Raw genomic sequence first — 13,006 nt, 5'->3', positions numbered from 1 at the left:
TCCCAATACTTACTTACCTCTTTCCATGAATTTTGTCGCCACTTTTCATTCTCATCTGGAGCAACAGATGGTAATTGTTCACTTAATGGTGTCACAAAAGTAGTAATCTGCAAATCACCTTCTCCTAGTCCATATTCATTGACATAAGTTAATAAGCTATTTGATTTTTTTATGTTTTCTTGAGAGAGCTTGCTAAAATTTTCTAGTTTTATAAATAAAGTTCCATAATAAGCGTCAACCATCGCTTCATCTGAATCCAAGTACTCTAATCCTTCCAATTCAATTCCATCAATAACTCTATTTTCACTAAAAGCAAATGGAGAATTATGAGGGTAACTTGCTGACAATGGGTCAACACTTAAAAATCGTCCAACTCTAGGGTCGTGCATCCTAAATGTATAATTCAAAGAATTCCCTTCCCCTTTAATCTCATCATCTTTTTCTTGACCTTGGAAGCCGTAACGGTACGATCCCGCGCTACCGCTGCGATTAGGCAGCAACATTCCAAAAGGATAAAAACCTGTACAATTTTTAATAAATTTATTTCAATGAACTTAAAAACAATGTCTAAAACATATAAAACAACTGTTTTAGTTAAGCTTACTCTTACCGCCACTAGAAAGATTCTAGCGGGAGCGGGGGTCTGTTGCTCCGTGACGATTAGGTAGCAGCATACCGAAAGGATAAAAACCTGTACAATTTTAATAAATTTATTTCAATGAACTAGAAAAAACTAGGGCTAAATATTAATTATTGGTTTTTGACTTATTTATACTATATACAAGCAGTAGCGAGTAATTATTCGATACGTCACTCTTCACAAACGAGTGCTAATGAAGGGAAAAAGCTAAAAGAAATTTCTTCTAGCTTTTTATATATTTCAAACTTATATAAACTTCAATTATACCTTTAAATTCTTTGTATGGTAATTTACTAAACCTTCAATTGGTCTACGCTCAAAGTTTCCTGTTTTAAAACCAAATTCTTGTGCTATAATTTTAATTTCCTCTTGACAGAAAAAAGCAATAGATCCTGCAAAGTGTACTGGAACTGTTTTTAACTCTTCTTTATATTGCATAATCATATTTTTAGCAAAAACACGTATGCCTTTTTTTATTAATTCTACAACGTATTCTGAATCTTTATTAAGGATCATAAATTCTGCAAAATTAGCTAAATAGGCATTTGGGTTGGGCTGCTTGTATAGGTTATGTTTAATATAATCGGCTTCTAAATTGTATTTATCTTCAAACGATACTTTTAAATCTTCTGGCATATGGTTAAAGTAATAATCACGTAATAACTGCCTCCCGTAATAATTACCTGCTGCATCATCCATTATTGAGTAGCCAAGAGACGCTACACGTTGATGTAACTGCTTACCATCGTAATAACTACAATTAGATCCTGTTCCTAAAATACATACAACTGCCGCTTCTGTATTATTATTTATGGTAGCATATACTGCTGCCATGGTATCTTCATTAACGCTTACTTTTGCATTTACAAAGAAGGTTTGTAATACTAATTTAAGTGTCTGCCTAGGTTTTTCTGTTCCACACCCAGCACCATAGAAAAAAACATGAGTTACTTCGTTTTTATTCTCTTTAAGTGCCTTGCTCTTTTTTATCGTTTTTTTTAGTTTTTTTTCTGTTAATATTGCTGGGTTTAACCCTTTAGTTCTAATTTTCTCTAGAACTTGATTGCCATTTTCATCTACAGCAATCCAATCGCATTTTGTAGATCCACTATCAACTATTAAAATCATAAATTGTTGGTTGTCTTTTTATAACTATATTAAACTAAAAACGCTGTTAATTATCTATAAATTAACAGCGTTTTTAATAGTGTTGTTTTATAAACTATTTACTTTTTCTGCTAAATCTACTAATTTATTGGAATATCCAAATTCATTGTCGTACCAAGCTACAAGTTTAAAGAATTTAGAGTTAAGCTCTATTGCTGCTTCTGCATCAAAGATACTAGTACGAGCATCACTAACGAAATCTTGAGATACTACCATTTCATCTGTATATCCTAAAATGCCTTTCATACTTCCTGCTGATGCTTTTTTAAAGGCTTCTTTTATGTCATTTAAAGAGGTTTCTTTTTTAGTCCTTACAGTTAAGTCTACTACAGATACATCTACTGTTGGTACACGAAATGCCATACCTGTTAGTTTACCATCTAATTCTGGGATTACCTTTCCTACGGCCTTAGCTGCTCCTGTACTCGTTGGAATAATATTGTTCATTGCTGAGCGCCCTAAACGATAGTTTTTTCTCGAAGGCGAATCTACTGTATATTGTGTTGAAGTGGCTGCATGTATGGTTGTCATTAACGCTTCTTCTATTCCATAATTTTCTTCAATTATTTTAGCTAATGGGGCTAAACAGTTTGTTGTACATGATGCATTAGAGACTATTGTATCGCTCGCTTTTAATGTATCATCATTTACGCCCATTACAAACATAGGTACATCTCCACTAGGTGCAGAAATCACTACTTTTTTTGCTCCTGCTTGTATATGATAATCTGCTGTTTCTAAACTTTTAAAAATACCTGTACATTCTGCAATTACCTCAGCTCCTACTGCATCCCATTTTAAATTTTTAGGGTCTCTTTCTGCCGTTACTCTAATTGTTTTACCATCTACAATAAGATTGCCATCTTTAACTTCAATGGTTCCATCAAATCTTCCGTGTACAGAATCGTATTCTAATAAATATGCTAAATGGTTAACATCTAACAAATCGTTGATAGCTACAACTTCTACATTGTCTCTTTTTACTGTAGCTCTAAATACTATTCGTCCTATTCTACCAAATCCGTTAATTCCTAATTTTAATTTTGACATAATCTTCTTCTCTATTGTTATGTGGTCATTATATCTGACACACGTATTAATTCTTTATTTATTTTAGATTGCCCTTTTATGGCTTTTTCTAATGGGGTTAAAGCTATTTTATCGTTAATGATACCTACCATGGCATTAGATTTTCCTTCTAATAGACTTTCTACTGCTTTTACTCCCATTCTACTTGCTAATACCCGGTCGAAACAAGATGGTGATCCACCACGTTGCATGTGCCCTAAAACTGAGACACGCACTTCGTATTCCATCATGTTTTCTTCTACGTAATCTTTAAGTTCGAAAACATTTTTTCCTATTTTGTCTCCTTCTGCTACGACAACTATACTTGACGATTTTCCAGATTTTTTACTTCGTCTTAAAGAGTCTAACAAACGCTCTAACCCTAAATCTTCTTCTGGTATGAGAATTTCTTCTGCTCCTGCTCCTACACCTACATTTAAAGCTATATGTCCCACATCGCGTCCCATAACTTCTACAAAAAATAAACGGTTATGTGAGCTGGCGGTATCTCTAATTTTATCTATAGCTTCTACGACAGTGTTTAATGCCGTATCGTAGCCTAGAGTATGAGATGTTCCAAAAATATCATTATCTATAGTTCCTGGTATTCCCATAACGGGAAATTCAAACTCTTGATTAAAGATTAAAGCTCCGGTAAATGTTCCATCTCCCCCTATTGTTACTAATGCATCTATGTTTTCTTTTCGTAACGCTTCGTATGCTTTTTTACGTCCTTCTGGTGTTCTAAATTCTTGTGATCTTGCAGATTTTAAAATGGTACCTCCTTTGTTTATTATGCCTTTTACATTACGTGCGGTTAGTTCCTTAAAATCACCTTCAATCATTCCTTCATAACCGCGATAAACTCCTGCGCATTCTATACCATGATAGGCACAAGTTCTTGCAACAGATCGTATGGCAGCATTCATTCCAGGAGCATCTCCTCCTGAGGTCATTACTCCTATCTTTTTTATTGATTTCGACATTAATTTTCTTATTAATTTACGTAAAGCTATAAAAGAAAATTAATATAATAGGTTGGTTTCGTTAAAATTTTACGAGACAAATTCCACTATAACGTTTTAGTTGATAAAATTGTTGAAAAAAGTATGAAGTATTAAGACTATATAGCGTTTGATGGTACAAAAATGGAGTTAGTTTTCTTTTTTCTTAAGCCCGATAGAGCTATCTGAAAAAGGTGTTTTTTCTGCGTCTTTATCTTTTGCTTTTGGTTTTTCTTTTTTGTTAATTACTTCTTTATCTTTCTTTTTAAAGATTTTACGTAGTAATTCTCCAAATGTATCAAAATCTACAGAATAAGCAATACCAAGGCCTTGTGTATAGCCAATTTCTTCTCCAAAATTACGGATACTATTTTCTCTATTAAATACTTTTGCTGTAAGGGTTCCTTCTTTGTTTAATAGAAAATCTATTTGTACATCTCCTGCAATAACAGATTCGCTTACACCTCCTACTGGTACTCCTACTTTTCCATTAATAAGTACACGATCTGTTATTTTGGTTTGTAATGTTACTCCAACACGGCTATCTGTTTCAAAGCCTGGTGTGTTTTTCCCTGCTTCTATATTTACACCAACTTGTAATTTTCCTTCACTATCCGAAAATAGTCCATTTATTAAACCATTTAAACGCTCGGTTAATGTTCCTGTTACATTTAAATCTTTTAACTGCCTGTTAAATGCGCCTGTAGCCAATAAATTTAAAGCTTGCTTGTCTCGATCTTCTTTAGAGTCTAATCTATATTGTAATTCAGATTTTAATGTTGAGTTTACATTAGGGAACTCAAACTGAAAGTCGTAATCTGGCTTTTCTAATTGTCCTGTTAAATTTATTTCTAGATCTGTTTGAATATTTTGTGTTATTGGGTTATCTAATAAGGGAGATGGGTTTGTTCTTGTAGAATATAGTGCTTTAATGTCTATTATTGCTTTTAAAGGGTCTCCATCCCATCTTAAATTACTTTCGTATGGTTTTACTACAAATTGTTTTTGTACAATACCTCCAAAGAAAAAATTATAGTAGCCTTCCCAAACAATAAAATCGCCATACATATTAAATTTACCATTGGTATTAATATTAAAGAGTAGTTCTCCTGCTCCACGCCCACTGATAGTACTTCCTGACTCTCTATCCATTTTAATTTCTATTAGTGCATCGCTTGTTACATCTAAATTAAAGTCTAACTCTAATCCTGTAATGTCTTCTCTAATAACTTCTTTACCTTCTGCTTTCGCTAATTTTTCTTCGGGGCTTAAAAAATGAATAAATGTATTATCTCCAAAAGATTCTAAATCGTTTAATGGAATATAAAATTCGGTTCCTTTTTTTGTTTGAGCATCTGCTGTAATTACAAGTGCTTCTGTAGGGCCTTGAATATTAGCAGTTCCGCCAATAAAACCTTTTCCATAATATAGTGCGTCTTCATTATCTTTAGTGTCTAAAATTAAAAGACGATCGGTTCCTATATTTAAATCTAGCTTCCATTTACCAAAATTTACATGGCTTACGGTTCCTTCTAAAATTCCTTTTGATCGTTCTTTTGTATCGGTAATATTTATATTATTAAATATAAAACTTTGATTTTTTAGTGATACTGATGAGTTATCTTCAAAACTATAATCTACATTTAAATAGGGTACATTTAATCCTCCACTATCTATAAGTAGTTCTCCGTTTATATCTGGCTTATTTAAGTTTCCTATTACTTTTGCTTCTCCACTTATATCGCCTCGTATATCATTTAAAACTGGATCTAACAATGGTGTTAATGGTATTAAACTAAATTTATTAAAATTTAAACCCAAGTTTATTGTAGAGTTCCCTTTTGCTATATTGATCTCTCCTTTTGCTGCAAATGAATTGGTTATATCATCTTTTATTTTGGCATCAATTTTATAGTTAGTTAAAGACTCATTTCCTATTATGTTTGCTTCAAAAGAACCAAAAAGTTGTCTATTTACTTTTAAATCATCTATGGTTACTTTAGAGGTTGGCAGGTAGTTTCCATCTTGTTGTAAAACATTAAGTTTTCCATTAACATTCCCTGCTAATAATAAGCTATCTATTCTAGGTGTTATTTTTGCAAGGTCTACGTCTTTAAAATCAAGTTTTATGTCTTTATACGTTGAGTCTTTTATAATTCCAGATAATTTAATTTCTTCATCTTGGTGACTCATTATAAAACGATCTACTTTAAAGTTTTTAAAGTCTCTATCGAATTCTATTTTATTGTATTTATCGCGTCTATTATTTACGTACCATCTATTATTTTTAAAAGTTACATCGCTCTTTTTAAAACCTACTACAGATTTATTATCGGCATTTATGGTATGGTAAAAACTAAGGTTATAATTATCTGTGTTATTTTTGCCTCCTTTAAATTCTGAACGCATAAACAACGTATCATTTAAGGTTACATTAATTAAGTTAAATTTTGAAGCGCTATAATATTTTGTATTAATACTATCTATTTCTATGTAGGTATTAAATAAAGGGTTTCTATTATCTACCTGTACTTCTATTTCGCTTGCAAAATAATCTAACAGTTTAATTTTAGGAGATTTAAAGGTTAGTTTAAATTCTTTCTCATCGGTTTCTACACGTCCTTTTATAAACGTGTTTTTTCCTAGTTTAACTTCTGGAAAAAATACTTCTACAATTTTATTATAAATTTTAAAGTTAAAATCTATGTATTGATTTTCTTCTATTACATTAGGGGCTTCATTTGTGTAAATATCTTTTATAGAGTTTTCAAAAAGTTTGGTAATATTTTTAAATTTAAAGTTCCCGCTTATTTGCCCTTTTACTATGTCTGGGGAGTTTACCTCTATAATTCTTTCATTATTTTGAAATGAAGATTGTATTGCAAAATCATTAAAATAGTAATCGTCTACTTCATTTTTATAATTTGTTTTATTAAATGAAATACTACCAACTGCATCATCTATTGTTGTTCCTTGCATTTTCATACTTACAATTCCTTTAAAAATTGAAGTCTCATCTCTATTATAAAAATTAAGTACTTTTAAGTTAGCATAATCTACATTGGCAACAAAATCGAATGTATTTACTGCTTTAGATAAATCTGCTAACCCGTTAAATTTTAATTTTAAGTTTTTATCGTCTGCAATTAATTCTCCATTAAATATGTTTTTTTGGTATTTTCCATTAACCAAAATATTTTTATAAGTATAATTATTATAGTTTATAGAATAAACATCTCCTGTTAGTTTAGAGCGTAGGTTTTCTTTTTCAAACCCAACACCATCTACATCTAAATTTGCAGACATTTCGCCTAATTTAGGGTCTTCTAAAAACGTCCCCATATCGAAAGCACTAAATATAACATTCCCTTTATAGGACGCTGTATCTATATTATCGACATTAGAGATTTCTAAATCGGAACTTACAAAACCTAAGGAGGTATTAATGTTTAATTTTGCTTTTATATTTTGCGAGGTTATATGCGTATTTCCTGTTATAGAGAATGTTCCTAGTTTACTAAATATTGATGGAATAGATTCTCCTAACACATTTGGTAATAAATCTTTTAATGCATAATAACTTGATGATAGTTTTGTAAACTCCCCTCGCATTTCAAAGTTATTATCTGCTGCATTAAATAAATTTTTAAAGTTTAATGTACCATAAACATTGGTTCTGGTATTTGTTGTTAATTTTAAATTATTAGCTGTTAAATCATTTAATGTCCCTGTTAGCTGGGTACTTAATGTGGCATGTTGGTTAGCTCCAAACTCGTTATAAAATGTATTTAATTCATTTAAAGCGATATCTCCTTCTGTAAAATTAGCAGTAACCTTAACTTTATCTTCAAAATCTTTAAAGTCTTCTCTTTTGTAGTTAAATTTTAAATCTCCTTTTAAGGTGGATTGTTTTGTTCTTATATTTAAGTTATCGAATCGCATTTCCGATAATGTATACTTAAAATTAGTAGACATATTCTGCATAACTAATCCACGACTATCTACAAAACCAAGAGTATTTATTCTTGCATCTACATCGCTGCCATTAATTACAAAATTTGTTGCATTAATCCCTAAATCTGTGAATTTTAAAATTTGAGGCGTTTCTTTATTTTCATCTATTAAATTAAATGTTCCATTATACACAGAAACATCACTAGAAGATAGTAGAAAATCGCTTTTTTCTAATCTTGGATTCTCATCATCAAACCTTGCTACAAAGACATCTAGATTAGTCTCTGTTTCGCCTTTGTAAGTTATAATATTTAGCACTAAATCTTCTAGGTCTATATCTCCAAAATTTAGTTTACTATTATAAAGGTTTTTAAAATTAAGTATAGAAGTATTTAATTCTGTAGCGCTAATTAATGTGTCATTTTTAAAGTCGCGTATTAATATCTGTTTCAATTCAACATCGCCATTAAACTGAAGTCCAACTTTTTCTATTTTTATATTAGTTTTATAATCTTCATTAAGGCGTTCTGTTGCATAACGGCCCAATCTGGTTTGTACTGCTGGTATAGAAAAGAATAATACCAATATGATAAAAAGCAGCAAAATTATTGCCGCTATCTTAGCTAATATTTTTAGAAACTTTTTGATACTAATTTAAAGTTATAACTTTCTTTAAGAATAAACTACATTTGCATTACGAAAAAACACCTGTTTGTAGATGTCTTTTTATGTTTTCAAAATTAACAATAATTGTGCCTAATATATACTAATGTCTTCACAAAATATTTATATCCTTGGTATTGAGAGTTCTTGCGACGATACTGCCGCTTCTGTTATATGTAACGGAAAAATTTTAAGTAATGTTATAGCAAGTCAAAAAATACATGAAGAATATGGTGGTGTTGTTCCAGAATTAGCTTCTAGAGCGCACCAACAAAATATTGTTCCTGTAGTAGCCCAAGCCATAAAAAAAGCTGATATTGAACAATCTCAATTGCATGCTATTGCTTTTACTCGTGGTCCTGGTTTAATGGGCTCATTGCTTGTTGGTACTTCTTTTGCAAAGTCTATGGCTTTTGGTTTAAATATTCCTTTAATAGATGTTAACCACATGCAGGCTCATATTTTGGCTCATTTTATAGATGAAGAGGGGTATGAGAAACCTACTTTTCCATTTTTAGGTGTGACTATTTCTGGCGGACACACACAAATTGTAAGAGTAGACAATTATTTTAAAATGACAGTTCTTGGAGAAACTATAGATGATGCCGTTGGTGAGGCTTACGATAAAAGTGGCAAAATTTTAGGTTTAGGATATCCTGCTGGTCCAGAAATCGATAGACGCGCAAAATTAGGTAATCCTAAAGCTTTTAAATTTACCAAGCCTAAAGTAGAGGGCTTAAACTTTAGCTTTTCTGGTTTTAAAACTGCTGTATTATATTTTATACAACGAGAGGTTAAAGCCAATCCTGATTTTATAGCTGAAAATTTAAACGACATTTGTGCTTCTATTCAATATACAATTATTGGTATTTTAATAGATAAATTAAAACTAGCCACTAAACAAACTGGTATTAAACAAATTGCCATTGGTGGAGGTGTTTCTGCAAATTCTGGAATACGCCAAGCGTTAAAAGATGGTGAGAAAAAATTTGGTTGGATTACTTACGTTCCTAAATTTGAATTTACTACAGATAATGCCGCTATGATTGCTATTGTTGGTTATTTAAAGTATTTAGAAGATGATTTTGCAGAAAGCAATGTTATGGCTTCAGCTAGATTAAAAATTTAAAAAACAACAGTATTGCAAAACGAGACCATTAGATTCCTTTTTGAAGCTATTTTTCTAGGGTTTGGCTTATGCTCAATGCTTGTTTTTATACTTTCATTTTTTGTAAATTCTAGTTTTAAAAATACGTTAGCGTCTTATTTTAATTATGGAACAATAGTAATACGAGTCTCTGGAATTATTTATTTTTTCTATCATTTAATACTTCTTATTCAACTTATAAATTCTAAAGAACCGACCGTTTTTAGTGAAAGAGCCCTAGGACCATACGCCACTTTCTATTGGTATCTATCGTTTAGACCACTTCTATATTGCTTACTTACACAATTGTTTTGGATAAAAAAACTTAGAAAAATTAATACAAAAAGTATTCTACTAGTGCTACTATTATTAATACTAAGTATTATTACTGGAAGAAATATAGAATACTATATTATTTTTATAACCTCAATACACAGAGATTACCTTCCTAGCGCTTGGCAATCAAAACCAATTTTAGAACTTATTTTTAGTGTCATTATATCGTTAGCAATTGCTATAACTGAACGTATTATTATTTTCTCTTTGTTAGTTGGCATCACATGGTTTATAGATAAAAAACTATTTAATACAAAAGAAAAAACTGATGCTTAAAAAGTTAAAATCTTATCATTATTTCTTAATCGTTTTATTTATCCTTCTTATACATATTATTTGTAGTTACAATTTTGATGAAACAGAGGTAATAAGTATTAACATACATGATACTTATTTTATTATTAGCCTTTTGGGTATTGATATAATATTATCGATTATACTCTTAATATCTGGCTTCGCATATTTAATCCTAAATAAAATAAAAATAGCTTTAATAAAGGGGTTAACTAAAACACATATTTTCATTACTATAGGCTCTATTTTATGTCTTAAAATAGGATTTTTTTTATTTAATACTTCAAATCATAAAACTGTAATTTTTGTAATTCTTATTGCTTTAATAGTATTAACTCAATTGTTTCTTATATTTAATATCATTATAAGTATGTTTAAGTATGGCTTACAACGCACAACTCGTCAATAGAATAAAAGAGCAATTACAGTTCTTTGCAGAAACCTTTACAGACAAAAAAATGTTTGGAGGAATCGCTTTTCTATACAAAGGAAAAATGACTATAGGTGTTATTAAAAATAAATTGATGGTACGTGTTATTTCAGAGAAAATGGAAACTGAATTAGAAAAACCAAATGTAATACCTATGGATTTCACTAAAAAACCAATGAAAGAGTTTATCTATGTTTTAGAAGATGGTATAGAAACTGAATTAGAATTATTACACTACATAGAATTAGGTTTAGAACACGCTAAAAGTAAATTGTAATACTATGGTTTATAAGAGGTTATTATCTTCCTCTTGATGAGATTCTTGCCTGCGTAGGGATTGGGTTGTTTAAATCCCTGTTAATAAAGTTTTAAATAATAATACAACACAATATAATATTTTGTTTTTTTGTGTTGTAAAAATTTAAATCAATGAATAAAGCCCTACTTCTAATCGTATTATGTTTATCTACAGCTTCATTTGCACAAAGCAGAAAACTAAAAAAAGCACTAGATACTATAGCAACTGTTGAGCAAGCTGAAGCCTACATAGAAGCCGAAAAGTCTAAGAAAAAGAATAAATTAATTATTTTTAATGAAGCCAAACATAAAACAAGGTTAGCTAAAACTATTATAGGTTTACCAGTTGGTGCCACAAAAACTGTAGATGTAGAGTTTGGCAAAGTACATTATAAAGTTATCGAAAAAACGAACGAGCCACATTACAGAATAAGCTATGTGTTTTTAGATGGTAATACAGTAAAGTTAAAAAGAATTCATGAGGTTACTAAAGACATTATAAAACAGCATAAGGATGGTATTAAATTTGAAGACTTAGCAAAAAAATACTCTATGGATAGAAATGCATATACTGGAGGAGATTCTGGCTGGTTTAAAGATGGAGATATGCCTATTGAAGTAGAAGAACAAGTAAGTGATTTAAAGAATAATTTAGGAGACATTTACACGGTTAGAACCCAAGAAGATAATGGCTACTATGTTATATTAAAAACACACAGAATTAAAACAATTAAAGAAGTTAAGGTGCTTAAAATTATTGACAAAGCCTAATGCAATTATTTTATAACTCAGAAATAAACGATAATACAACACAATTCTCTTTTTCAAAAGAAGAAAGTAAACATATTGTAAAAGTACTACGTAAGCAAGTAGGCGATACTATGCATATTACCAATGGCAAAGGTTGGTTATTTAATGCAGAAATAACAATTGCAGGGCTTAAAAACTGTGTGGCAACCATACAATCTAAAACACAACAAGCACCCGCAGAATATAATTTACATTTAGCAGTTGCACCAACAAAAATGAATGACCGCTACGAGTGGTTTTTAGAAAAAGCTACCGAAATAGGTATTACTAGCATCACGCCTATTATTTGCGACCACAGCGAGCGTAAAGTTATTAAAGCAGAACGTTTCCAGAAGATTTTACAATCTGCCATGAAGCAATCTCTACAATGCTATTTGCCAGAACTTAAAGATGCTACATCTCTTAAAGAGTATTTAAAAACAACTCCCGAAGGTGATTGTTTTATCGCGCATTGCGAAGAGACAAAAAAACAATCCTTAAAAAGCCTGCTAAAACCAAACACAACAACAACGATACTTATAGGGCCTGAAGGCGATTTTAGTACCAAAGAAATTGAACTCGCTTTACAAAATAATTGGAAACCTGTAACTCTAGGCAAAACAAGACTTCGTACAGAAACTGCTGCTATTGTAGCTTGCCATTCTGTAGCGTTTGTAAATGAATAATCAATAGTCTTTTTGAAAATTTCGTTAAAAATGTGTTTTACACTATAAATCTTGCTATTTTTGAGATATGACATTGAAAAGAATTTTCCTATTCAGTATTGCAATTACCTGTTTTGTTATACAATTTAGTACCGCACAAGATTTAGCTATTTTAAAATATAAAGGCGGTGGCGATTGGTATAGTAACCCAACAGCATTACCAAACCTTATTGCGTTTTGTAATGATAATATAAATACTAAAATGAAAGCTAAACCAGAAACGGTAGAAGTTGGAAGTTCAGATATTTTTCAATATCCATTATTACACATGACGGGGCATGGCAATGTGTTTTTTAGTGATGAAGACGCCGAAAATTTAAGAAACTACTTAATATCTGGCGGTTTTTTACATATCGACGATAATTACGGGATGCAACCTTATATTACTAAAGAATTAAAAAAAGTATTCCCAAATCAGGAATTGGTAGAATTACCAAATAATCATCCCATTTTTAATACAGCTTATAAATTTCCAAAAGGCTTACCAAAAAT

General features: G+C 30.7%; 11 protein-coding genes. 6 read left to right on the top strand and 5 right to left on the bottom strand.

Features of this window, described 5'->3' with window-relative positions:
- The 5 genes from ACVC2P_RS01800 to ACVC2P_RS01780 all read right to left on the bottom strand — a co-directional run.
- Window positions 1–503, bottom strand: a 503-nt coding sequence (locus ACVC2P_RS01800) for an RHS repeat-associated core domain-containing protein (protein ID WP_452596773.1), incomplete at its 3' end; no start/stop codon positions are given.
- A gap of 398 nt (window positions 504–901) precedes the next feature.
- Window positions 902–1,768: a BadF/BadG/BcrA/BcrD ATPase family protein gene (locus tag ACVC2P_RS01795; protein WP_452596772.1), complete on the bottom strand. Its 867-nt coding sequence runs from the start codon at window positions 1,766–1,768 to the stop codon at window positions 902–904.
- Between the two features lie 87 nt (window positions 1,769–1,855).
- A complete protein-coding gene (gene gap, locus ACVC2P_RS01790) occupies window positions 1,856–2,857 on the bottom strand; it encodes a type I glyceraldehyde-3-phosphate dehydrogenase (protein WP_452596771.1) in 1,002 nt (333 codons plus the stop codon).
- A gap of 17 nt (window positions 2,858–2,874) precedes the next feature.
- Window positions 2,875–3,861 (bottom strand): 6-phosphofructokinase, encoded by a 987-nt coding sequence (pfkA, locus tag ACVC2P_RS01785; protein WP_452596770.1) that lies wholly within the window; start codon window positions 3,859–3,861, stop codon window positions 2,875–2,877.
- A gap of 168 nt (window positions 3,862–4,029) precedes the next feature.
- Window positions 4,030–8,436: a translocation/assembly module TamB domain-containing protein gene (locus ACVC2P_RS01780; RefSeq protein ID WP_452596769.1), complete on the bottom strand. Its 4,407-nt coding sequence runs from the start codon at window positions 8,434–8,436 to the stop codon at window positions 4,030–4,032.
- A gap of 166 nt (window positions 8,437–8,602) precedes the next feature.
- Between ACVC2P_RS01780 and tsaD the strand changes: the two genes are divergently transcribed.
- The 6 genes from tsaD to ACVC2P_RS01750 form a co-directional block, all read left to right on the top strand.
- Window positions 8,603–9,625, top strand: coding sequence for a tRNA (adenosine(37)-N6)-threonylcarbamoyltransferase complex transferase subunit TsaD (gene tsaD, locus ACVC2P_RS01775; protein ID WP_452596768.1), 1,023 nt, complete (start codon window positions 8,603–8,605; stop codon window positions 9,623–9,625).
- A 12-nt stretch (window positions 9,626–9,637) separates the two neighbouring features.
- A complete protein-coding gene (locus ACVC2P_RS01770; protein WP_452596767.1) occupies window positions 9,638–10,255 on the top strand; it encodes a hypothetical protein in 618 nt (205 codons plus the stop codon).
- A 398-nt stretch (window positions 10,256–10,653) separates the two neighbouring features.
- Window positions 10,654–10,980 (top strand): TfoX/Sxy family protein, encoded by a 327-nt coding sequence (locus tag ACVC2P_RS01765; RefSeq protein ID WP_452596766.1) that lies wholly within the window; start codon window positions 10,654–10,656, stop codon window positions 10,978–10,980.
- A gap of 152 nt (window positions 10,981–11,132) precedes the next feature.
- Window positions 11,133–11,771 carry a peptidylprolyl isomerase gene (locus ACVC2P_RS01760; protein ID WP_452596765.1) on the top strand — a complete coding sequence of 213 codons (639 nt, stop codon included), beginning with the start codon at window positions 11,133–11,135 and terminating at the stop codon, window positions 11,769–11,771.
- Entirely contained in the window at window positions 11,771–12,475 is a 705-nt protein-coding gene (locus ACVC2P_RS01755) for a 16S rRNA (uracil(1498)-N(3))-methyltransferase (protein ID WP_452596764.1), read from the top strand. The genes ACVC2P_RS01760 and ACVC2P_RS01755 overlap by 1 nt, the downstream gene beginning before the upstream one ends.
- A gap of 67 nt (window positions 12,476–12,542) precedes the next feature.
- The coding region (locus tag ACVC2P_RS01750) for a DUF4159 domain-containing protein (protein ID WP_452596763.1) at window positions 12,543–13,006 on the top strand (464 nt) is incomplete at its 3' end.

Source organism: Pontimicrobium sp. MEBiC01747, from assembly GCF_053601635.1.
The sequence above is the reverse complement of the archived record's forward strand: the minus strand, read 5'-3'. Positions and strand labels throughout refer to the sequence as shown.

Bases quoted from the DNA above. Each gene is read 5' to 3' on its own strand.
- ACVC2P_RS01765 (WP_452596766.1), top strand. From the start codon at position 10,654: ATGGCTTACAACGCACAACTCGTCAATAGAATAAAAGAGCAATTACAG.
- tsaD (WP_452596768.1), top strand. From the start codon at position 8,603: ATGTCTTCACAAAATATTTATATCCTTGGTATTGAGAGTTCTTGCGAC.
- gap (WP_452596771.1), bottom strand. From the start codon at position 2,857: ATGTCAAAATTAAAATTAGGAATTAACGGATTTGGTAGAATAGGACGA.
- ACVC2P_RS01760 (WP_452596765.1), top strand. From the start codon at position 11,133: ATGAATAAAGCCCTACTTCTAATCGTATTATGTTTATCTACAGCTTCA.
- ACVC2P_RS01795 (WP_452596772.1), bottom strand. From the start codon at position 1,768: ATGATTTTAATAGTTGATAGTGGATCTACAAAATGCGATTGGATTGCT.
- pfkA (WP_452596770.1), bottom strand. From the start codon at position 3,861: ATGTCGAAATCAATAAAAAAGATAGGAGTAATGACCTCAGGAGGAGAT.
- ACVC2P_RS01755 (WP_452596764.1), top strand. From the start codon at position 11,771: ATGCAATTATTTTATAACTCAGAAATAAACGATAATACAACACAATTC.